Below are 20,624 nucleotides of genomic sequence, written 5' to 3'. Positions count from 1 at the left end.
GGGACACCGCGTCGAATTGTCAGGGGCGAGCCTGACGTTTTCCAGGGTCGTGTCGTCGTAGTGCCGGCAGCGGACGTTACGAACGAAGGAGACCGACGATGCGCGAACAGGACGAAGCCGAGATCAGGCAGCACATCGGCAGGATCGTTGATGCAATCAAGGCCAAGGATCTGGACGGTCTTCGGCAGCTGTATTCGGACGACGTCGTCTCTTTCGACGTCGAGCCGCCGCTGCAGCACGTCGGCATCGACGCGAAGCTGAAGAACTGGGTGAACGCGTTCGCGTTCTTCCAGGACGTGACCTACGAGGTTCGCGATCTGACGCTGACCGTGGACGAAAGTGTCGCGTTCGGACACTGCTTCGGACGGCTCAGCGGCACGACGAACGACGCAGCGGCGATCGGCGGGATGTGGGTCCGGGCGACGTTCTGCTTGCGGAAGATCGACGGGAACTGGCTGATCACGCACGATCAGGTTTCGGTGCCGTTCGATATCGTCAGCGGCAGAGGGGTGACCGACCTCGAGCCCTGACCCGCGGTCGCCTCATGGGCAGCACGCGTCGCCGTCAGGTCCTTTCTCGGCGATCGGAGAGAACGGGATCGGACAGGAGGTGTTGTGCGCGCAGGCGATCAGGTCGGCACAGCCGGCATCGAGCGCGGTGCGCAAGGTTTCCCGGATGACACCGAGATCGGCGATCTTGGCCTCCACGTCGGCCAGCTTGGAGGCGGCGCGTGCCCGCAACCCAGCGCCGGATGGTGGACCGTGCCGATGGCGGCCTGCATCGAGCAGGTCGGCGACTTCATCGAGGGTGAAGCCGAGGCGCTGGGCCGCTTTGATCACGCGCAGCACGGTCACCGCTTCGGTCGGGTAAAGCCGGTGCCCGCCCAGGGTGCGGTCCGGTTCGGCCAGCAGGCCGCGGCGCTCGTAGTAGCGCAAGGTCTGCAGATTGACGCCCGCCGCGTCAGCGAGCTGCCCGCTACGCAGGCCAGTCACCGCGCGGCCGCCGTGGCTTGTGCCTGAAGGGCATTCAGGACTTCTGCCTCTGCCTCGGGCACCGTGATGTCAAGTCGTAGCCGGCCGCCGGTGGCCACGAGGCTGAAGGTGAAGAACGAACAGCATCCCGCCTCGCGCATGACAAGACTGGCTGTTCTGGCAGCAACTTCGTCGGTCGCGTCGAGTTCCATCCGCAACGCTGTCGACTCCCGTCGCTCAACTCCACGTACCGAGGTCGCGAATAGCTCGTCGAACTCCGCAACGCGCAACGGTCGCTCTTCGGCCGGCAGGGTGCATGCCTGCGGTGCCCATGCTGTCTGTGGTTCCGTGCTCATACTCAGACGGTAAACCTGTACCCCCGTACCGAATGCAAGCCGGACTCGTCAAACGAGCTCCTGCGCTGGACACTTGTGGACACCCGTGCGCGCCACGTGATGCCACCGATCACCGCGTCGACCAGGGACACGGCTGCGGTCGGTCGTGGTCGCGGCGCCCTGTGCCTGCTGGTCAGGCGGTCAGTTGCCGGAGCAGTTCGGCTGAGTCGTGCAGGTTCGTCATCTTCACGAAACGACCGTCGCCGACGGTGTAGATGGCGTATTCGACGATCTCGAACGATGCTCCGGAGGGCGGGACGCCGAGCCACTCCTTGGCCGGGGTCCCGGTGTTGATCGCACGCACGGCGATGCGGTCGCGGTCGATCAGCAGTTCCTGGAAGTCCCAGTGGATGTCGGGAACGGCGTCGACGATCCCCTTCAGGACCGCGACGACGTCATCCCGTTTGCCTGCGACGCCGTCGAGCATCACCTCGTCGTTGATGAACTCGTCCATGCCGTCGAGTTCGTGGTTGTTGAGCGCCTCGGCGTACCGCCGGTACCAGCTGCGCAGATCGCTGTCGGTCATGGGAAATGCTCCTTGCCTCGATACTTATGCACCGATCGGTGCAGAATGCGCACGCTACTTCAGCACCGATCGGTGCACAAGGGTTAGAGTGATGTGATGAGCGACGCACGACTGGGGCGGCCACGGGCCTTCGACGCCGACGCGGCGCTCGAGAAGGCGATGCTGGTCTTCTGGGAGCAGGGCTACGAGGGCGCCAGCCTGGCGGAGCTGACCGAGGCCATGGGCATCTCCCGCAAGAGCATGTACGCGGCCTACGGCAACAAGGAGGATCTCTTCCGGAAAGCGTTGCAGGCCTACGCGGAAGGCCCCGGCGGGTACATCGGCCAAGCGCTCCAGGCGCCCACCGCCCGCGAGGTCGCCGCGGCCTTTCTCGCCGGCTCCGTCCGTTCCAGCACCCTCCCCGGATGCCCGGCTGGTTGCCTGGGCGTGCAGGGCGCCCTGGCCGTCGGCGAGAACGGACGGGTCGCGCACGACATCCTGGCCGATTGGCGGGCGGGGGGTCAGGAGCGTCTGCGTGAACGGTTCCAGCGGGCCGTCGACGAGGGTGACCTGCCGGCCGACGCCAATCCCGATCTGATCGCCCGTTACGTCATGACCCTCGCGAACGGCATCGCTGTGCAGGCATCAGGCGGCGCTTGCAGCGAAGACCTCCGGCGAGTCGCCGACGCCGCCCTCCGGCACTGGCCGCCGGTCTGAGAGCTGTTCAGAGCTAGGCGGTCCCCGAGATGCATCGCACCTGACATCGGAGGTTCGCCCGACTACGCTCGGACTGAAACTTCATCGAAACTCTCCGATAGTTTCGGTCAGCGTGGACCCGAGGGAGCCAACGACGTGGTTGAGACGCACGACATCGTTCGCCCGCCCGCCGAGCTCAGCGCGGCCCTCGCGGCCATCGGCAGCGCGACGGCCAGCGCCGAGCTCAGCCGCATGGGCATCCGCAGCGCGTTCATCCAAGGCCCGGTTTCGGCGACCCCCGGCGTGCGCGTGGCCGGCCCGGCGCTGACGCTGCAGTTCCTGCCGAAGCGGGAGGATCTCTACCCTGTCGACGAGTACGCCGAGCCGGAGAAGCAGCTGCACCGGCACGTGATGTACCACGCCCAGCCCGGCGACATGATCGTCGTCGACGCCCGTGGCGACATGCGCAGCGGCGTGTTCGGCGAGATGATGCTGACCTACTTCAAGGGGCGCGGCGGCGCCGGTGTGGTGATCGACGGGTGCCTGCGCGACATCGCCGCGGCCAAGCAGCTCGGCCTCGGGCTGTGGATCCGGGGCGCCACACCGAACTTCCACACCCAGACCGACATTGTCCCGACCGCCGTCAACGTGCCGGTGGCGTGCGGGGGCACGCTCGTCGAGCCGGGCGACATCGTCGTCGCCGACGACGACGGGGCGGTCGTGGTGCCGATCAAGCTCGCACCCGCCCTGCTTGCTGTCGCTCAGGAGCATGCGGAATGGGAAGAGTTCTCCCAGATCCGGCTGGCAGAGGGCGGCGACATGCGGCTGTACTACCCGCTGTCGGACGAGGCCCGGCCCGAGTACGAGCGGTGGCGGGCCGAGCAGGGCCCAGCCTGACGGGACTCTGCTAGCTCCACAGCCGGTCGTGGCTCGATTCGGAGTCCCAGTGCGTGGTCTCGGCGAAGAACACTGGATCGCGCGGGTCGAGGTGGCGGCGCAGCAGCTCCTCGTTGATGTCGCCGAACCCGAGGCCTGGCGTGTCCGGCACCGTGATGAGGCCGTTCTGGATCAGCGGGCGGGGCAGGCCGGTGACGAGGTCGCTCCAGAACTCCACCTCGGCCGCATGGTGTTCGAGTGCCAGGAAATTCTCCGTGGCGGCGGCCAGGTGCACGCACGCCATCGTCGCGATCGGCGACGCCGCCAGGTGTAGCGCCATCGCGATCCCACGCTCCTGCGCGTAGTCGCCGAGCCGCTTGGTCTCCGCGATCCCGCCCGCCGTCGCCGGGTCGGGGTGCACGACGCGGATGGCGCCTGCGTCCAGCAGCGGCCGGAAGCCATCGAGCAGGTAGATGTCCTCCCCGGTGCACGTCGGGACGGCGACGGCTTCGGTGAGCTGGCGCCACTGGTCGGTCAGCTGCCACGGGATCAGGTCCTCGATCCACGCCAGTGTGAACTCCTCCAGCGCGCGGCCGATCCGGATGCAGGAGTCCAGGGCGATGTGGCCGAAGTGGTCGGCGGCGAGCGCGATGTCGTAGCCGACGACGGAGCGGACAACGTCTACATAGGACGCAAGGTGTTCGACGCCCTTCGCGGTGACCTGGATGCCGGTGAACGGATGCATCGTCGTCCTCTCCGCGCGGGCACCCGGCGGCGCGATCAGCGCCCCCGGCACGTCCCACAGCAGGTCGATGCCCACATCCATCTTCAGCATCGTGAACCCGCGCTGCTTGCGCTCCAGCAGCCGGGCGCCCATCACGTGCGGGTCCGGCAACGACGGAGTGTCCGCGTAGCAACGGATCTCGTCCCGGAACCGGCCGCCGATCAGCGCGTACGCGGGCACTCCGTATGCCTTGCCGGCGAGGTCCATCAGCGCCATCTCGACGCCGGAGACCCCGCCGCCCTGGCGGCCGTGGAACCCGAACTGCTTGATCTTGCGGAAGATCTTGTCGAGGTTGCACGGATTCTCACCGACGAGCCTGCTCTTGAGCATGAGCGCGTAGGTGGCGCTGGCCTGGTCACGCACCTCCCCGTAGCCGGCCAGCCCCTGGTTGGTGTCGATCCTGACGATCGACGAGCGGAACGGCACGCCGGTCACGTTGGCCACCCGCAGGTCGGTGATGCGCAGGTCGCTCGGCCGGGAGGCCGTCGCGACGTGCTCCTCAGTGATCATCGAGGTCTCGCTGTGCACACTTAACCCTTCACGGCCCCCGCGGTGAGGCCCTCGGTCAGGAACCGCTGTCCCAACGCATACATGAGCACGACCGGGATGCTGATCAGCAGCGAGGCCGCGGCCAGCTGTCCCTGCGGCACGACGTCACCGAAGATCATCGACTGCATGCCGACGGGCAGCGTCTTGTAGTCGTCCTTGGTGATGAACACGAAGGCGAACAGGAACTCGTTCCACGCGTTGGTGAGCGTGAACAGCGCGACCGCGAGCAGGCCCGGCTTGGCCAGCGGCAGCACGATCCGGATGAACGCCCCGAACCGCGTGCAGCCGTCGACCAGCGCGGCCTCCTCGAGGTCGGCCGGGATCGACTTGAAGTAGCCGACGAGCAGCCACGTCGCGAACGGCAGGGTGAACGTGGGGTACGCGAGCACAAGCGACCACAACGAGTCGTTGAGCCCGATCCCGCTCATCATCTGATACAGCGGGATGAACAGCAGCGCGCCCGGCATCACGTAGGTGAGCAGGATCGTCACCGTGAAGCTCTCCGAACCCCGGAACCTCAGCCGCGCCAGCGCGTAGCCGGCCAGTGCCGCGCAGACCAGGGCGATCACGGTGGACGCCACCGACACCAGGATCGTGTTGACGTACCAGGTGCCGAACGCCTTGCCGGTGAACAGGCTGGTGAACTGCTCGGTGGTCCACGGGGTCGGCCAGAGGTCGTTGGTGCGCGCCACGATCTGGTCGTCGGACTTGAAGGCCGTGACTGTCATCCAGTAGAGCGGGGCAAGCACGAAGCCCAGCAGACCTATGAGCGCGATCCCCGTACCGGTGCCGCTGACCACGCGTGCGGCCAGCTGGTTGCCCCGCGCGGCAAGCACGGAGACGACCCTTCCGACGGCGGCCGCGAGCACCACGAACACGCCTAACACGAACGCGGCCTTCCACACTATGTGCGGCGAGGCCCAGACCAGGATGAGCGTCGAGACCACGACAATCACCCACGGCAGCGCCTTGCGCTGGGCAGGAGTCAGCCGCCTGCGCCCCATGTCGCCTGTGCTTGGCAGGTCACTGCGTCGCATCATCCGCACGAGGATCATCACGAGGATGCCGATGATCGGCAGCATCACCAGTGTGACCGCGGCGCCTGCGCCCAGCTGCAACTGCTGGATGGCCTTCGAGTAGGCCACCATCACGTACGGGGCGGTGGCGTCCCCTGGCCCGCCCTGGGTCATCAGCCAGATCAGGTCGAAGTTGTTGAACGTCCAGATCGACGACAGCAGCACCGTCACGATCATGATGTTGCGCAGGCCCGGCAGCGTGATGTGCACGAAGCGCTGCCACTGCGAGGCGCCGTCCACGATCGCCGCCTCGTAGAGACCGCTGTCGATGGCCTTGAGCCCGGCCAGGAACGTCACCGTGAAGAACGGGATGCCCTTCCAGACGTTGACCAGGATGACCGCGGGCATCGCGAGCGCGGGATCCGACAGCCACTCCGCCGGCCATCTGTCGACGAGCCCGATCTCGGCGAGGGCAGGCCCGATGCCTGAGTCGGTGAGCAGGACGTTGATGCTGCCGAAGATCGGGTCGAACAAAGACCGCCAGGTGAAGGCTGTGACGACCGTCGGCACCACCCACGGCAGCAGGATCACCCCGGCGATGATCGCCCGGCCGCGGCGCATGTGGTGCAGCATCAACGCCGCGATGAGACCGAGGGCCACCTTGAAGATCTCGGCGTACGCGGTGAAGACGAACGAGTTGAGCACGCCCTTGTGGAATATGGCGTCGTTGATGAGGGCGGTGTAGTTGTCCAGCCCGACGAAGACCGTCTCGGCACCGTGGCGCTCCGTGGCGCTGGTGAAGATCGAGCTGACGATCGGGTACAGGATCAGGCCTGTGACCAGCAACAGCGTCGGCCCGATGAACACCATGGCGAGGCGCCAGTCGCGCCCGAGCAGCCGCTGCGACGCGGTGAGCGAGGACGACGCGCCCGGCGCCGGATCGGCCAGCGCCGGACGCGAACGCAGGACGGTCACTGCTTGTAGCCCTGCTGCTCGAAGATCTGGACGATCCGGGCGTGGGTCGAGGCGACGGCGTCGGCCGGCCGGGTGCCCTGGATGACCGACTGCATCATGTCGGTCAGCAGATAGGCGGCGGTGGCGGCCTGCTCGCCAGGGCTCGGGGCCTGGGGGAACGCGTACCCGGACTTGGTGGTCAGCGGGAGCCGCGCGCGGGTCTGCTCCCGCAGCGCGGGGAAGGCCGGGTCACCGCTGGTGTAGTACGGGTCGGAGTCCCACACCTTGTCCCACGAGGGGTTGACCAGGCACGGTGCTCCCTTCGCGACACCGAGCAGGGCGGTTCCGCTGACCATGTACTTGGCCACCAGCTCGGCCAGCTCGGGGTTCTTGGCCCCCTTGAACACGACGAACGAGTTGGACTCGCCGAACGCGAGTGGCTGGTCGATCGCCGGTCCGGTGGCGCCGTTGAACACGTGCGTGTTGGCGTAGACAGGGTTCTTCTTGGTCTTCGAGTCGGCGTAGACGCTGAACTGGTTGAGCGTGAGCCCCAGGATCTGGGCCAGCCAGTTCTCGTTGTTGCTCGAGTCGGTCCAGCTTCCGACCCCGGGTGGCAGCATCGGCGCGTACTTCGGGTTCGTGTAGATGTCGCCGATGAACTGCACGGCAGCCACAGTCTCCGGCGAGTTGAACACCACCTTCTTGCCGGTGTTGTCCGCGATCGCCCCGCCGTAGCAGTTGATGACGTTGGCGATGAAGCCGTTGGCGTCGCCGGAGCGGTTGACCGTGAGACCCCAGCCGAAGCGCCGCTTGCCCGGATCGGAGACCGCCAACGCGTTGTCGCGCAGCTCCTCCCACGTGTAATGCGGCTTGAGCGGGAGACCCTTTTCCTGATACCAGTCCTTGCGCAGGTACATCCCGGCCGCGATGAAGTGGTAGGGGATCGCGTACCAGCGCCCGTCGAACACGCAGTAGTTGTTCGCCTCCGTCGCGGGCTCCCCGTAGAGCTTGTGCATCTCCTCGACCACGTCGGTGACGTCGGTGAGGGCGCCGAGGTTGTGCAGCTGGCCGACGAACCGCCGGTCGCTCACGAAGGCCAGATCGCGGCTGGTCCCCGCCTTCACCTCGGCGTCCATCTTCGCGACCATGTCGCCGGCGTCGCCGGAGACCAGGTCGTTGCGGACCGTGGTTCCGGTGGCCTGCGCGAACACCTGCAGCGACTTGTCCAGCGCCTGGTTGGCGGCCTCCGAGTACAGCTTCTGCGAAAGCATCCCCGCCGACCCACCGCGCAGCCCGGCCGCCTGGTCTAACAGCGCCTGGGGCACCTGGACGTCGACCTGCGGTGTGGCGGGGCCGCTGTCCCCGCATCCGGCGAGACCAAGCACACCCAGCGCGCTCAGCCCGAGGAAACTGCGCCTTGACCAGTCCGTTTTTTCTTCCATGACCACTCCTCTCGCGTCCGGTCGGGCGGACGCGTACCGACGGGGCGACGTTGCAACCGGCGGGACAGCGGGGCGAGTGCCGCGCTGCGGGTCGTTCATGCGGCGAAGGACGCCGAACTACTGATGCGTTGTCCTGGCAGCCCGTCGAACAGCCCGGTCGAGCCACGGGGCCGCCACAGCGGTACCGGGCCCGCGCCGGGCACAGGGTCGAGAGCCAGTACTGCCGCCCGTTCCGCGGAGTCGAGAGCCCGCTGGACGACCATCGCGTTGGCCACGCTCTGCGCGACGCTGCCGACCGGCCGCACTCCGAACTGCACGGCATCGGCGAAGTCGACGAGTTCCGCGCGGTAGCCGTTGTCGATACCGCGGAAGACTGTCGTATGTGTCGTGGCTGTGTTGGTGGTGGCGTCGGAGCTGCTGCGCGTCACGTGGCGCTCCGACTCGGATCCGGCGAGCACGAGCACGCCCTCGGTGCCGTACAACCGCATGTCGTTGGGTTCGGGCGGCACCGGGATCTCAGGGTAGGAAGCGGTGTAATTGCCGATGGCGCCTCCGGTGAAGACGAGGTTGAGCGTGAGGTCCGACGGTGCGTCGATCGTGCTGTTGGCCGCCTGCACGGCACCGTGCACCTGCGCGATGTCGCCGCAGAGCAGTCGGATCTGAGCGATGTGGTGTACACCGAAGTCGAGGTGTATACCGCCGCGGTACTGCGGCCGCTGCCGCCACGGCGTGCCGGTGAACCTGCCCTCGCGGGGCACCAGCTGGCCGGTGTGCCGCCACGCCATCAGGTGCAGGCGACCGATCGCGCCGTCGTCGAGCAATGCGCGGGCGTAGCGCAGGTCGTCACGGTAGAAGAAGTTCTCGCCCACCACGAAGGTGCGGTCCGGATGCGCGGCTGCCAGTGCGAGGAAGGCCGCCGCCTGCTCAGCGTCGACGCCGGTCGGCTTCTCACAGAGCACGTCCTTGCCGGCCGTGAGCGCGTCGCGCGCAACCTCGTACAAGTGCGGGATCGGCACCGAGATCAGCACGGCGTCCACGTCGTCGCGGGCCAGCAAGGCAGCCCGGTCGGCGGCGGCCCGGGCGGGATCGGCCCCGCTGTAGTCGGCGAACCGCCTGCTCTGCTCGGCGGACCGGTCGGTGAACGCGGTGACCATGTACCGGTCGCCGAGCTCGCGTAACGCAGGCCAGTGCAGCTTCTCGACCGCGAGTCCGGTGCCGATCAGCCCCAGCCGGATCGGGGGGATCGTAGGTGCTGCCATGCCTCGTCCGTCCTCGTCATCGGTTCCGGATCTCGGTCGTGCAGTGGGCTAGAGCTGCGGGTCGGCCCGCTTGGTCTGCTTCCCCTTCTCCGCGAGGAGCGTGGAGTAGTTGTTGCTCAGGTGCCTGCGCATCGCCGCGCGGGCACCTGCCGGATCGCGCGCCACGAGCGCCTCGTAGATCTCCGTGTGCTGGGCGGTGGCGCGGCGCAGCCCGGACGGCGCCTCGTTGGTGATGCGCCGGCTGGTCGTGCCGAGCCAGCGGGCGGAGTACATGATCCGGTCGAGGATGCGGTTGTCGGCCGCCCGGCAGATCTCCATGTGGAACTCGTGGTCGACCTCGAGGTAGGCGTCGGGGTCGGACTCCAGCGCCGACATGCGGTCGATCTCGCCCCTGAGCCGGTCCAGCGTCTCGTCGGTGACGCTGGCCGCGGCCATCGCGGCGAGTTCGGGCTCGAGCAGCGCACGCATCTGGTGCAGCTCCTGCAGCAACTCGCCGACGGTCTCCGTGGGCAGCCACTCGATCAGCAACGGGCTCAGGTAGTCCCACTCCGCGCGGGGCCGTACGACGACGCGGCGGCCCTGCGCGACGTCGACGATGTCGAGCGAGGCGAGGATCTTGAGCGTCTCCCGCGCCACCACCCGGGACACCCCGAACTCCTGGGAGATGTCGAGCTCCGACGGAGCCCGGCCGTCCTCGATCTCGCCGCTGACGATGCGCCGGGTCAGGTGGGCCGCCACCTGCACCGGGAGAGTCCGGATCTTGACAGCGTCCGGAGACTCTTGTCCCCTTTGCATGTCAGCAGCTTATATGACAAGTTGGACATCGCAACAGTCCGTTCATCTGCACGACCCGGCGGCGGGAGAGCAATGCGGATCGTGAACGTCACAACAGCGGTGGTGGCCTACCACGGTCAGGCCACCCTGGTGCGGATCGACACCGACGAAGGCCTCAGCGGGTTCGGCGAGGCCAATCCCGACGCCGGCGCGGGCGCCGTCGTCGGAATGATCAACTTCCTGGCGCCCCTGCTGATCGGCGAGGATCCGCGCAACGTCGAGCGGTGCTGGGAGAAGCTGCGCCGCAACAAGGTCTTCGCGGGTCCCCAGGGCGGGGTGTTCGTGATCGCCCTGTCCGGGATCGAGCTCGCGCTGTGGGACCTCGCGGGCAAGGCCGCGGGCCAGCCGGTCCACCGGCTGCTCGGCGGGAAGTTCCGCGACCGGATCCGCCTCTACGCCGACTGCGGCGACGGCGACGACCCGGCGGGCTCGATCGCCGGGTGCGTCGACCGGGCCCAACGGATGGTCGCCGAAGGCTTCACCGCCATCAAGTTCGACATCGACAACCTGCACCACCCGGCCAAGTTCGACGCCTTCAACCACACGATCAACGCCGCCGAGCTGCGATCGATGGTCGAGCGCGTGGCAGCCGTCCGGGAAGCGATCGGACCGGACATCGATCTGGCCATCGACCTGCACGCCCGCTACGACGTGCCGAGCGCGTGCCGAATCTCTTGGGAGCTCGAGCCTTTCCATCTGATGTGGCTCGAGGAGCCGCTGCCGGCGGAGAACATCGACGCGCTGGTGCGGGTGCGCGAACAGACCCGCACGCCGATCTGCGCAGGCGAGAACCTCTATCTGCGGTGGGGATTCCGCGAGCTGCTCGAACGCGGCGCCGTGGACGTCATCGAGCCGGACGTGCCCAAGTGCGGTGGCCTCGCCGAGGCCAAGAAGATCGCCAACCTCGCGGAGCTGCACTACATTCCCTTCGCACCACACCTGGTGTCGACGCCGCTGGGCACGATGGCCACGTCGCACCAGTGCGGAGCGATCCCCAACTTCCTCGTCCAGGAATGGCACGCCCTGGAGGAGCGCGCGGTGTGGGACAGCTACGTCCACGCCCCCGACGGGAGCGGCTCGATCGTCAAGGACGGCTACATCACGCTTCCCGACACTCCCGGTATCGGCGTGGAGCTCGACATGGACGGCGTCCGGGCACACGCCGTCGAGGGCTACGGAGTGTTCGAGTAGCGGAATCGATCACCCGGTCTGTCCAGCCTTCCCGGGAGGCGAGGGGGTGAGCCCCGCGGAAGCATCGCGGTCGTGGATGGTTTCCGCGGGGCTTCAGGATCAGGGTTTGGTGAGGGTGCAGCCGCGGCGGTTGAGGTCCAGCCGCGTCCCGGGGAAGCTGAGGCAGTCCGCGATCTGGTCGACCTGCTGTCCGTAGGAACGGCCCTGGACCGCGGTCGTGGTCCCGTCCGGCTGGACCTCGCACGGGTTGTTGTCGGTGCACATCTCGCCGGAGATGTTGTGGGTGTTGTGCACGCCCGCCACCGTGACTCCGTCGGCTGCGAGCAGCGGTGAGCCGGACTGGCCTTGCCACGGAGTGCAGTTCTCGCTCGTCGCGTAGCGGACCGAGTTGTTCAGCTCGTAGCCGCCCTCTCGCAGGCGATTGACCACAGCTTCTGCTGTGCAGGACCAACGGCCGCTGCTGTGCATCATCGTGAGCTGGTCGCCGGTGCGCATCGGTGCAGAGGTGAGCTGGAAGACCTTGGCGCCCTCGAACAGCAGCTGTGCGTAGGTCTTGTCCAGCCGGTAAAGCGCGATGTCGGTACCGGTCATGGTGGCGTACACCAAGCGGTTCGCGCGGGCAGTGGCCTGCGGGTACCCCTGCCGGTCGGCGATGGGGACAGCGAAGTCGGCTGGCTGGTCCACCAACGCGGTGCCCGGTGCGGGCCGGTCGCCCTTGACGCAGTGGCCGTTGGTCAGCAGCAAAGCCTTGTCCGGCCAGCCGGCACGGGGCGGCCGGACGATCGAACCGACGCAGCCGCCCAGGCCGACCGAGCCCTCCACGTTGGGAATCACGTCGTCCGGCGGCACGTCCTTGCCGGAGATGATGCCGTTGATCCAGCCTGCGTGCCGGGTGACGTCGGTGTACAGCACGGGTTCGCCTGCGCCGCTGGGACCGCTGACCACTCCCGCCACTGTCCACTCCGGACCCTCGCGGACCAGTGCGGGCCCGCCGGAGTCCATGTTGGCCGCGACCACTTTGCCGTCAGGGCTGCCAATGCACAGTTCGCCGGCGGGAGCGGCCGCAGAGCACAGGGAGACCGGTTGCACGGCCGTGTCCGCTTCGTGCAGACGGGTGGGGTAGCACTCGGGACCGTTGCTGTCGGCGCAGGTCATGCCCCAGCCGAGGATGCGCACGGGCGTACCGTCGGCCGGGGTGGTGGAGGCGATCCGCACGGGCTTGGCCTTCACCGGGTTCTTCAGATGCAGCAGCGCGATGTCCTTGCCCCAGAAGCCGCCTTCGTCCTGGACGGTCGCCAGCCGGTAGTAGTGGTCGACCTCGGCGAGTTCGCCGCCTGCGGTGGTGTCGAGCGACCCGATGCGGACCTTCCAGCCGCGCGGGACACCGTTCCTGGCTCCGGTCGGGTTCTTGCCCGCGCAGTGGCTGGCGGTCAGAACCCATTGCGGTGCGAGGACCTGCACGCCGCAGCCGTGCCCGTCTGGCCGCGACGGCCTGGGGTAGTCCGGTTGGAAGGACCCGGCGAACGGGTACGCCTGGGTCGACTCCGTTCCTCCGACGATGGCGAGCGTGGGCGGGGCGCTCACGAGGAACGCTGCCAGCATCGCAGCCGGCAGCAGTGTTCTGCTTCGCATAGGTGCACCGTTGTTGATCAACGTCAGCGCCACGCGATGGGAATGTGATGGTTCTGCTACAAGATCGGCTCCGCCACGATGATCTGGAACCGCTCGAAGGTCAGCTTCACGGTGTTGTGCTGGGCGTCGACGGTGCCGAGCGAGACACCGTTGAACGGGTCCGTGAGGCGGTACCGGCCGCGGCCCAGACCGCGCAGTTCGACCTTGCCGTCCCATCGGTCGGAGTAGAAGGCGTAGTGCAGGGTCTTGTCCTTGGCGACGACGTGCGCCTCGGGCTTGTCGAAACCGATGTCGTACAGCTCGCCCCGGTACTCGCCGGTGGACAGCATGTTCTTCTTGTACAGGCCCACCCATTTGCGCCAGAGGACTTCCTTCTCCGGGGTGAGCACGTACGGATCGGTGGGGGAGGCCTGTGGGTAGGTGAACTTGGTCGACAGCACCGCTCCCACGCCGTAGCTGGATGCGAAGTCGTCGCCGCCATCGCTCAGTTCCACGTGGTCGCCCGCGTAGCTGCTGCCCGGACCCATCAACGCCTTCATTGTCTTGCCCTTTGTGCGGACCTGGTAGGACGACTCAGGGTCGGAGGCCGGGTACTGGTCGACGTAGGGCAGGTTGTGGAACGCGAAAGCCGTGCCGCAGGGGCAGAGCTCGACGACGGCGTCGCGGTTCGCCTTGTGCACCGCGTCGTGTATCCGCTGCCAGAACCGGGCCACGCCTTCGGTCGACTCCTCGGGCCGGGCGTGGCCGTGCGCCGGGTTGTGGCACGGGAGGACGGCGTTGAGGTGCTGGCCGTCGATCTTGAGCCCTTCATAGCCCCAGTCGCGGATGAACTTCCTCGCCTGTGCGACGAAGTAGTCCACAGTGGGCTCGTACGCCGGGCACAAGGTGAAAGCGTCCCACCAGGTGACCTCCTGCTTGTTGCCGTTCTGGTCCAACAGCAGCATGTCGGGGCGTTGCCTGAAAAGGTTGCTGTCGGGATCGGCCGCGAGCGGGGCCCACCACAGCCGCGGCCGCAGCCCGGCGTCCCGGATCTGCTTGGTGAAGGCTCGCATGTCCGCTTCACCACGCGGGAACTTCTGTGTGTTTACGTCCCAGTCGCCCTCGTTGGTCTGCCAGCCGTCGTCGAGCACAGCCCACTTGAGACCGACATCGGCCACCTTCGGGAGCGTCCCGACGATCTGCTCGACGGTGAAACCACGCTCGTAACCCCAGGCGCACCAGATGGGCTCGACCGCGGCACCCGGCGTCTCGGGTGCGCGCTGGCCGACGTCACCCATGTACTGCCGATAGCGCTGCAGCGGCACGAAATGGTCGCGCGGGTGCGCTGTCAGGAAAGTGGTGTCGGTGGTCAGCTGTTCGCCCGGCTGCAGGGCACGGGGCGTGTCGCCTTCGATGGCGATGCTCGCGCCGCCGCCCGTCCTGCGCACGGGCAAGCGCAGGATCCTGGCCACGGGTTCGACGTGTCCGACGGACAGGCCCGCGTCCCGGCGCCAGACAGTCGCCAGCGGAGTACCGCCGCCGTAGTCGGAGGCCACCATTCCGAGCGAGTTCTCCTGGGTGAACCCGTCTGTCATCGGCTGCACCCAGTCGCGGCGGTCCTCGTGGGTGGTACCGGAGAATGTGTAGAACCCGCCTGGTGCGTCCAGGAGTTCGTGGGCACCGTTGCGCCATCCGGTCACGTTCAGCACGGCACCGGACAGGTTGGTGTAGGTCACCTTCATCACGACCATCCCGGCGAGGCGCTCGAAGGAGGTCAGCTCGACCGTCTTGCGCACGCCTTCGGCGGAGTCGCCCTGGATCGTCACCCGGACTCCCGCGCCGTGCCGGGGGTGCCAGGTCTCGCGGGTCTGGTGGCCGCGGTAGGCGAACCTGTCGATCGCCCTGGTGCCCAGCAACAGAGCTTCGCCGGCGTCGAAGCGCGTGACGTTGGTGCCCTTCAAGGCCACCCGGCTGCGCAGCTTGTCGTCGAACTCCACGGTGATGGAGGTGTCGCCGGCCCCGACGAGGTCAGGTCCACGGTTCGGTGTGGCGGCCGCTGATCCGGCACCGCCGGTCAGAACAGGAAAGGCGGCCAGGCCAGCGCCTCCCAGCGCCACCTTCAGCACGGTTCGCCGCTTCATGGTGGCCATTTCGAACTCCCCTTCGTTGTCAGGTGCACGTCCGATGCCGAGTCAGCGGTCTGCTCGGCGAACGTAAGTGGTATGAAATCGGCTTGTCAATGGACTAAACCGGTATGCTCCAGTTTCTCCGATTTGGGTCCAACAAGGACCGGTATCGTTCTGGTATGACCGTTGCGAGGACGCCGCTGCCCCGTGGCCTGTTCGCGGACGACGCGCTACCGCTGTACGAGCGCACCGCCGCGCAGCTGCTGGACGATCTGCGTGCCACAGCGGCCCGCGCGGGCGACCGGCTGCCCTCCGAGCGTGCGCTGGCGACCCGGTACGGCGTGTCACGCGTGACGCTGCGAGCCGCCCTCGCCGAGCTGGAGGCGCGAGGCATCGTGCGGCCCACGTCGTCGCGCGGGTGGTTCGTCGCCGAGCTCGACCAGCCTGCCGAACCTGTGGCGGCGCCTGTTGCGACAGCCCCGCAGGTCCAGGGCTTCGCCGACTACGCCAAGCTCAACGGCCTGACCGCGAGCAGCAGGGTGCTGTCGGCCACGGTTCGCCCGGCGACGGTGCCCGAGTCCGAACACCTCCGTATCGCCCCCGGCGCGGACCTCTTCGACCTCCACCGGTTGCGCTTCCTCGACGACCTGGTGGTCGTGCTCGAGCACAACCGCCTCCCGCTGACCGTCTGCCCTGCCCTGGCGGTCACCGACTTCAACACTGCCTCGCTGTACGCCACCCTGCGCGCGGCGGACCCACCACAGCTGCCGCGCGTCGCCGACTACTCGGTCGAGGCCCGCCACCCGACGCCGCAGGAGATCGAGCTGCTCCAGACCGGCGACACCATGCCGATGCTCGTCGCGACCCAGCTGACCTTCAACCAGCAGGACCGCCCGATCGAACTGACCGTCCAGGTCTACCGCGGGGATCGCTACCGCTTCCGGGCATCCATCACCAACCGGATCTGATCGCGAACCGGCGAGGGAAGATCGGGCATTCAGCGCCCTGCCGATCGTGGTCGTGCCGGACTCCCTTGTCCCATAAGGCGTGGACCTCCCACTGCTGCCGGTCGCCGGCGAAATCCCGTGCCGGCCCAACAAATCGCCGTTCCGCGGTGCGGTTTTCCTGTGGTCGAACCGTAGAGACTCGCGCGCCTGGTTCCCCGAGGATCACGAGTGCTCGATCCGACCGAACCCGGTCGAGAGCCGGGAACATATGGAAAGCCATGAGGTGATGGAGCAATGACGAAGATCGGTAAGGCACTCGGGGTGCTGGCCGCAGCTGTGGTTCTGCCCCTGACACTGAGCGGAACCGCGTATGCGGACATCCCGTTCAACCAACCGATCAACGGGAACGCCACGTACTACGACAACTCGGGCTTCGGCGCGTGCGGCACGTGGGTCAACGCTGCCACCGAAATGCTCGTCGCGGTGCCGGCCTCGTACTGGACGACTCCCAACCCGAACAACGACCCGCTCTGCCGGGGCGTCTCGGTCCAGGTGAGCTACAACGGGCGGACCATCACGGTCCCGGTCAAGGACAAGTGCCCGAGTTGCGGCAGCGGGCACATCGACCTCAGCCTTCCCGCGTTCTCACAGCTCGCCGATCCCCGGCTGGGCAACATTCCGCTGACCTGGAAGTTCGTCCGGTCCTGACGACGAGTTTCCGGAGGAGCAATGCGCAAGATCCTGTGTGCGGTGATCGCCTTGATCGCCGCGTTGGTGACTGTGGCACCCGCTGCCGCCGCAGCGGACCACACTGTCACCTTCGTCAACCGATCCGGGCGGACGATCTGGGTCGGCAGCGGCGTGAACGCGGACGGGTCGGTGAACTTCACCAACCTGCCTGTGCTGGCTGACGGGCAGTCCGCGACGGTCACCATTCCCGAGTCGAGCGCGCCGAACCACTGGCGTGGCAAGTTCTTCGCCCGGCAGGACTGCACCGGCACGCCGGGCAGTACCTTCCGCTGCAAGGTCGCCGACTGCGGACCGTTCCCCAACCGTTGCACGACCGGTGAACAGCCGTCCAGCCTCGCGGAGTTCAATTTCGACCGCAAGGACGCATTGGCGCCCTGGTACAACGTGAGTTACGTCAACGCGTTCTCGCTGCCTATCACCATTGAGCCACGCGACGCCTCGGCGCCGCCCGGCTCCACGGAATGCCAAGGGGTCGGGTGTTCGCAGAACCTGCTGCCGTTCTGCCCGCCGGCGAACCTGACGCGGTGGGACGACGGCACGCCGATGCTGTGCACCAACCCCAACCGGGACGCCAAGACCCCGTACAGCGACGCGATCTCGTCCCGGTGCCCCAGGGCGTATGCCTGGTCGAAGCAGGACACCGAGCCGGGTAACCAGGTCGTGCGCCAGTGCCGCAACTGCAGCGGCTTCACCGTCACGTTCCACAGTGGCAGATAGGAGCAGCCGATGGTCAAGCACATGCTGAGCCGGGCCGCCACTGTGGGATCAGTGTTGGTGGCAGTGTTAGCGGCGGCGCCTGCCGCGCAGGGCGCAACGGTCCAGACCATTCAGGATGACGTGGTGCGGCTGACCAACGCCGAGCGGCAGAAGGCAGGCTGCGCACCGCTGACAGCCGTGTCCCAGCTCAATCTGGCCGCCCAGCGCCATTCGGAAGACATGGCGACCCGCAACTTCGTGGGTCACACAGGTTCCGACGGCAGCACCATGGTCACCAGGGTCGAGCGAGTCGGCTACACCGGCTGGCGAAGCCTGGCCGAGAACGTCGCGGCCGGGCAGCAGACGGCGGCGGCGGTCGTCGCCGGGTGGATGAACAGTTCCGGGCACCGCGCGAACATCCTCAACTGCGGACTGCGGGACATCGGCGTCGGGTACGCGACAAATCCCAACAGCACTTACGGCGTGTACTGGACGCAGAACTTCGGTAGCAGGTAGCACCCTTGTGTTGTCCTGTCCGGTTATTCGCCGGACAGGACAACACAAGCGGAGATCGGGCAACGCCCGGTGACAAACCGGGCAGAGATGCCGCCAGTGTCTTACAACGTTGTATCCATTGGCCGTAATCACGGAACGTGACCTATCGGTATCACTGTCCGGCAGACCAAGCAATCCAGTTGGCCCGCAACGGTATCGATCGATTGGAGGCCGTTCAGCTCGCTGGGCGGGCATTGTCGGTGACGAATGATCCAAGGTGCTTCGGGCGCGCGGTGCTGACGCTCGCGTACGCAGGAGACCTGCAGTCGGCTGAGGCACATTGCGTCGCAGCGCTGGAGCGGCCGGAGTGGCGCGCTCCAGCGCGCTTGCTGCAGGCGAGAATCCGATACCTGACCGGCGACTGCGCCGGGGCGCGTGAAACCCTCTCCGGCCTGGTGCATGCCAGGCCCCGCAACCTGGCGGTGGCGTGGCTGGTCGAGGCACTGGTGCAGGGTGACGAGCTGGGCCGCGCGGAGGCTCTCCTGGCCGACCACGACCTGCCTGAGCCCGCTGTGTTCGCGGCGCGTGCCGCCATTCACTTGGCCGCCAACCGGTTTGAGCTGGCCGTGGACGAATACCTGAAGTGCGGCAAGCAGTTGACCGCGTCGCAGATCGTCAACCCCGCCGTGTTCGCGTGGCGCTCACGCGCGGCACTGGCGGCGCTCGCGACCAACCGGGTCGACCTCGCCCTGGGACTGGCTCAGGACGAACTCCTGGCCGCCCGTAGGTGGGGATCACCCGCCGCTGTCGGCGCCGCCATGCACCCAGTGGCCCTGCTGCAGAGCGACGACCGCGGAATCGACCTGCTGGCAGACGCAGTGCGGCTGCTGGACCTGGCCCATGTCCGCAACGAACAGATCTGGGCGCTCTACGACCTGGGACTCATGCTGAGCAAGCGGAGCGACAGCGCAGCGGCCCGGGCAAAACTGGAACTGGCGGAGACCCTGGCCGTCCGGGGCGGCAACACCCGCTGGTCAGGACGCGTCAGATCAGCCCTGGACAGCTTGCCGGCCGCAGGCAGAAGCGCCGCCCTTACCAAGCAGGAAGCCAGAATCGCGCGCCTGGCCGCATTCGGCCACAGCAACAAGCAGATCGCGGCCAAACTGTGTGTCACAGTCCGGACAGTCGAGTTCCACCTGTCAGGCGTCTACCGCAAACTCAGCATCTCCGGCCGCCGTGAACTCGGCGCCGTACTCGCCGCCCTCGTCTGATCTCAGCCCCCGAAAACCGTTATGCAGGTTCGGCCTCTCTGATCGACCGGGTGTAGTCGGTGGGAGTCTGGCCGTAGTGCTTCTTGAAGGCTCGGATGAAGTGGCTGCTGTCGGCGAACTGCCAGTGGGCGGCGAGTTCGGACAGAGCCGGTGGCCGGGAGGAGGCAGTGAGGGCGAGGCAGGCTTCTTCCAGCCGGCGGCGGCGAATGTAGGCGGCCGCCGGCTCGCCGGTCGCGGCGAACGCTCGTTGCAGGGTGCGCACGGAGACGTTCAACTCCCGCGCCAGTACCGCACCGGACAGGTCGGCGTCGGTCAGGCGGCTGTCCGCGAGATCCCTCGCGGCCTGGGTCAGCGCGGGCATCAACAGGGGCTCGGTGTCGTCGAATTGGCGCAGCGCCACCGCTTTGACCAGTTCGACCAGGACGTTGCGGGCGGCGTGCACACCGGCCGGGCCGAGGTCGGCCACTGTCGTGTGGAGCATGTCCGTGTGAGCGAGCAGCAGGCGCATCTCCGCCGTGTCCGCCGGTCCGTTGATGAAGCCCTTTTTGAGCAGTGGCATGAGCGTCGCCGAGGGCAGGAAGAAGAAGTCCACCGTGGTGTGGCGTGCCGTGTCGTAGCGCGGCGCCAGCTTGAAGGGGCGCAGGAGGAACTGGCCCGCCGGCACAGTGTCTTCATCGCGATCGCGGATCTCGCCCAGCGTCAACGTCCCTTGCCGCACCACGTGCATCCGCACGAGATCCTCGACGCAGTGCGAGTAGCCTGCGGCATGAACGGCCGACACACCGTGGACGTTGATGACCGCCACGTCGCGCGCCTTGGCGCCACGGCTTTTGACCCGGAAGTCACCAGTCGACGCCGGGCTGAACGCGGGCATGCGAAAACGGTCGCCGAGCTGCGCTTCCCATTCGCGGCGGAAGGCGGCGAAACCGCGCTGGGTGGCCCCGGGCAGCCTGGAGTCCAGCGAGAACGTCCCGAACGCCCTGCCCACGTCTGCGGTGCTGTTGTTCATTGCTTACTGGTCTACCTTGCAATCATTGTGCGACGGCACTGTCCTGGTCTGAAGTGCTCCCGAAGTGCGAATCGCGACCCCTGTGATCGCAGCCGTGCCAGCAGCATACCTGCGTTCGAACTCCTCGCCCGGGCGAATGGTCACGCCAGCTGGGCTCACCTGCGGCGATATGTCGAGACCTGCTGATCACCGCGCCTGACCTCACCGCCCCGCGGGAATGAGGCCGTGTCACGGATCGTGTCGTCGT

General features: G+C 67.4%; 20 protein-coding genes. 9 read left to right on the top strand and 11 right to left on the bottom strand.

The window, feature by feature from the left end; translation table 11 throughout:
• Positions 1-98 precede the first annotated feature (98 nt).
• On the top strand, positions 99-530 hold the full coding sequence (locus tag JOF56_RS43090) for a YybH family protein (protein WP_209645333.1): 432 nt from the start codon (positions 99-101) through the stop codon (positions 528-530).
• 12 nt (positions 531-542) lie between these two features.
• Here the strand turns inward: JOF56_RS43090 and JOF56_RS43085 are convergent, their stop codons facing one another.
• From JOF56_RS43085 to JOF56_RS43075, 3 genes are all read right to left on the bottom strand, one after another.
• Positions 543-992: a MerR family transcriptional regulator gene (locus JOF56_RS43085; RefSeq protein ID WP_209645332.1), complete on the bottom strand. Its 450-nt coding sequence runs from the start codon at positions 990-992 to the stop codon at positions 543-545.
• A complete protein-coding gene (locus JOF56_RS43080; RefSeq protein ID WP_209645331.1) occupies positions 989-1,327 on the bottom strand; it encodes a hypothetical protein in 339 nt (112 codons plus the stop codon). The genes JOF56_RS43085 and JOF56_RS43080 overlap by 4 nt, the downstream gene beginning before the upstream one ends.
• 172 nt (positions 1,328-1,499) lie before the next feature.
• A complete protein-coding gene (locus JOF56_RS43075; RefSeq protein WP_209645330.1) occupies positions 1,500-1,892 on the bottom strand; it encodes an ester cyclase in 393 nt (130 codons plus the stop codon).
• Between the two features lie 96 nt (positions 1,893-1,988).
• Here JOF56_RS43075 and JOF56_RS43070 point away from each other — a divergent pair, with 96 nt between their 5' ends.
• Together JOF56_RS43070 and JOF56_RS43065 are read left to right on the top strand one after the other, a co-directional pair.
• The gene (locus tag JOF56_RS43070; protein WP_245378628.1) at positions 1,989-2,588 is read left to right on the top strand and encodes a TetR/AcrR family transcriptional regulator; all 600 of its coding nucleotides are present in this window, start codon (positions 1,989-1,991) and stop codon (positions 2,586-2,588) included.
• 135 nt (positions 2,589-2,723) lie between these two features.
• Entirely contained in the window at positions 2,724-3,464 is a 741-nt protein-coding gene (locus JOF56_RS43065; RefSeq protein WP_209645328.1) for a ribonuclease activity regulator RraA, read from the top strand.
• A gap of 10 nt (positions 3,465-3,474) precedes the next feature.
• On the opposite strand, the gene JOF56_RS43060 is transcribed toward JOF56_RS43065, so the two are convergent.
• From JOF56_RS43060 to JOF56_RS43040, 5 genes are all read right to left on the bottom strand, one after another.
• Positions 3,475-4,737 carry a mandelate racemase/muconate lactonizing enzyme family protein gene (locus tag JOF56_RS43060; protein ID WP_209645327.1) on the bottom strand — a complete coding sequence of 421 codons (1,263 nt, stop codon included), beginning with the start codon at positions 4,735-4,737 and terminating at the stop codon, positions 3,475-3,477.
• Between the two features lie 20 nt (positions 4,738-4,757).
• Positions 4,758-6,767: an ABC transporter permease gene (locus JOF56_RS43055; protein WP_209645326.1), complete on the bottom strand. Its 2,010-nt coding sequence runs from the start codon at positions 6,765-6,767 to the stop codon at positions 4,758-4,760.
• On the bottom strand, positions 6,764-8,188 hold the full coding sequence (locus JOF56_RS43050) for an ABC transporter substrate-binding protein (RefSeq protein WP_209645325.1): 1,425 nt from the start codon (positions 8,186-8,188) through the stop codon (positions 6,764-6,766). Before JOF56_RS43050 ends, JOF56_RS43055 begins: the two co-directional genes overlap by 4 nt.
• A 95-nt stretch (positions 8,189-8,283) precedes the next feature.
• The gene (locus JOF56_RS43045) at positions 8,284-9,447 is read right to left on the bottom strand and encodes a Gfo/Idh/MocA family protein (protein WP_209645324.1); all 1,164 of its coding nucleotides are present in this window, start codon (positions 9,445-9,447) and stop codon (positions 8,284-8,286) included.
• A 48-nt stretch (positions 9,448-9,495) separates the two neighbouring features.
• Entirely contained in the window at positions 9,496-10,242 is a 747-nt protein-coding gene (locus JOF56_RS43040) for a FadR/GntR family transcriptional regulator (protein ID WP_245378627.1), read from the bottom strand.
• Positions 10,243-10,314: 72 nt separating this feature from the next.
• Here JOF56_RS43040 and JOF56_RS43035 point away from each other — a divergent pair, with 72 nt between their 5' ends.
• On the top strand, positions 10,315-11,472 hold the full coding sequence (locus tag JOF56_RS43035; RefSeq protein ID WP_209645323.1) for a mandelate racemase/muconate lactonizing enzyme family protein: 1,158 nt from the start codon (positions 10,315-10,317) through the stop codon (positions 11,470-11,472).
• Between the two features lie 99 nt (positions 11,473-11,571).
• Here JOF56_RS43035 and JOF56_RS43030 read toward each other — a convergent pair whose 3' ends face one another.
• Together JOF56_RS43030 and JOF56_RS43025 are read right to left on the bottom strand one after the other, a co-directional pair.
• Complete coding sequence (locus JOF56_RS43030) at positions 11,572-13,104, bottom strand: trypsin-like serine protease (RefSeq protein WP_209645322.1); 1,533 nt, start codon at positions 13,102-13,104, stop codon at positions 11,572-11,574.
• A 56-nt stretch (positions 13,105-13,160) separates the two neighbouring features.
• Positions 13,161-15,233, bottom strand: a complete 2,073-nt coding sequence (locus JOF56_RS43025; RefSeq protein WP_209645321.1) for a glycoside hydrolase family 36 protein — start codon at positions 15,231-15,233, stop codon at positions 13,161-13,163.
• A 155-nt stretch (positions 15,234-15,388) separates the two neighbouring features.
• On the opposite strand from JOF56_RS43025, the gene JOF56_RS43020 reads away from it, so the two are divergent.
• From JOF56_RS43020 to JOF56_RS43000, 5 genes are all read left to right on the top strand, one after another.
• A complete protein-coding gene (locus JOF56_RS43020) occupies positions 15,389-16,177 on the top strand; it encodes a GntR family transcriptional regulator (RefSeq protein ID WP_245378626.1) in 789 nt (262 codons plus the stop codon).
• A gap of 273 nt (positions 16,178-16,450) precedes the next feature.
• A complete protein-coding gene (locus JOF56_RS43015; RefSeq protein WP_209645320.1) occupies positions 16,451-16,864 on the top strand; it encodes a cysteine/serine endopeptidase inhibitor in 414 nt (137 codons plus the stop codon).
• Positions 16,865-16,885: 21 nt separating this feature from the next.
• Positions 16,886-17,623, top strand: a complete 738-nt coding sequence (locus JOF56_RS43010; protein WP_209645319.1) for a thaumatin family protein — start codon at positions 16,886-16,888, stop codon at positions 17,621-17,623.
• 9 nt (positions 17,624-17,632) lie between these two features.
• Positions 17,633-18,118 carry a CAP domain-containing protein gene (locus JOF56_RS43005; RefSeq protein ID WP_209645318.1) on the top strand — a complete coding sequence of 162 codons (486 nt, stop codon included), beginning with the start codon at positions 17,633-17,635 and terminating at the stop codon, positions 18,116-18,118.
• Positions 18,119-18,390: 272 nt separating this feature from the next.
• Positions 18,391-19,368: a helix-turn-helix transcriptional regulator gene (locus tag JOF56_RS43000; RefSeq protein WP_209645317.1), complete on the top strand. Its 978-nt coding sequence runs from the start codon at positions 18,391-18,393 to the stop codon at positions 19,366-19,368.
• 19 nt (positions 19,369-19,387) lie between these two features.
• Here the strand turns inward: JOF56_RS43000 and JOF56_RS42995 are convergent, their stop codons facing one another.
• On the bottom strand, positions 19,388-20,377 hold the full coding sequence (locus tag JOF56_RS42995; RefSeq protein ID WP_209645316.1) for a helix-turn-helix domain-containing protein: 990 nt from the start codon (positions 20,375-20,377) through the stop codon (positions 19,388-19,390).
• Positions 20,378-20,624 lie beyond the last annotated feature (247 nt).

It is taken from the genome of Kibdelosporangium banguiense (assembly GCF_017876405.1).
GTDB classification, from domain to species: Bacteria; Actinomycetota; Actinomycetes; order Mycobacteriales; family Pseudonocardiaceae; genus Kibdelosporangium; species Kibdelosporangium banguiense.
This window is presented reverse-complemented; position numbering and strand designations above follow the sequence as displayed.

Excerpts from the sequence above, each read along its gene's own strand:
- JOF56_RS43015 (WP_209645320.1), top strand. The coding sequence starts at position 16,451 with ATGACGAAGATCGGTAAGGCACTCGGGGTGCTGGCCGCAGCTGTGGTT.
- JOF56_RS43005 (WP_209645318.1), top strand. The coding sequence starts at position 17,633 with ATGGTCAAGCACATGCTGAGCCGGGCCGCCACTGTGGGATCAGTGTTG.
- JOF56_RS43010 (WP_209645319.1), top strand. The coding sequence starts at position 16,886 with ATGCGCAAGATCCTGTGTGCGGTGATCGCCTTGATCGCCGCGTTGGTG.
- JOF56_RS43070 (WP_245378628.1), top strand. The coding sequence starts at position 1,989 with ATGAGCGACGCACGACTGGGGCGGCCACGGGCCTTCGACGCCGACGCG.
- JOF56_RS43060 (WP_209645327.1), bottom strand. The coding sequence starts at position 4,737 with ATGATCACTGAGGAGCACGTCGCGACGGCCTCCCGGCCGAGCGACCTG.
- JOF56_RS43050 (WP_209645325.1), bottom strand. The coding sequence starts at position 8,188 with ATGGAAGAAAAAACGGACTGGTCAAGGCGCAGTTTCCTCGGGCTGAGC.
- JOF56_RS43045 (WP_209645324.1), bottom strand. The coding sequence starts at position 9,447 with ATGGCAGCACCTACGATCCCCCCGATCCGGCTGGGGCTGATCGGCACC.
- JOF56_RS43075 (WP_209645330.1), bottom strand. The coding sequence starts at position 1,892 with ATGACCGACAGCGATCTGCGCAGCTGGTACCGGCGGTACGCCGAGGCG.
- JOF56_RS43090 (WP_209645333.1), top strand. The coding sequence starts at position 99 with ATGCGCGAACAGGACGAAGCCGAGATCAGGCAGCACATCGGCAGGATC.
- JOF56_RS43020 (WP_245378626.1), top strand. The coding sequence starts at position 15,389 with ATGACCGTTGCGAGGACGCCGCTGCCCCGTGGCCTGTTCGCGGACGAC.
- JOF56_RS43080 (WP_209645331.1), bottom strand. The coding sequence starts at position 1,327 with ATGAGCACGGAACCACAGACAGCATGGGCACCGCAGGCATGCACCCTG.
- JOF56_RS43025 (WP_209645321.1), bottom strand. The coding sequence starts at position 15,233 with ATGGCCACCATGAAGCGGCGAACCGTGCTGAAGGTGGCGCTGGGAGGC.
- JOF56_RS43030 (WP_209645322.1), bottom strand. The coding sequence starts at position 13,104 with ATGCGAAGCAGAACACTGCTGCCGGCTGCGATGCTGGCAGCGTTCCTC.
- JOF56_RS43035 (WP_209645323.1), top strand. The coding sequence starts at position 10,315 with ATGCGGATCGTGAACGTCACAACAGCGGTGGTGGCCTACCACGGTCAG.
- JOF56_RS42995 (WP_209645316.1), bottom strand. The coding sequence starts at position 20,377 with ATGAACAACAGCACCGCAGACGTGGGCAGGGCGTTCGGGACGTTCTCG.
- JOF56_RS43040 (WP_245378627.1), bottom strand. The coding sequence starts at position 10,242 with ATGCAAAGGGGACAAGAGTCTCCGGACGCTGTCAAGATCCGGACTCTC.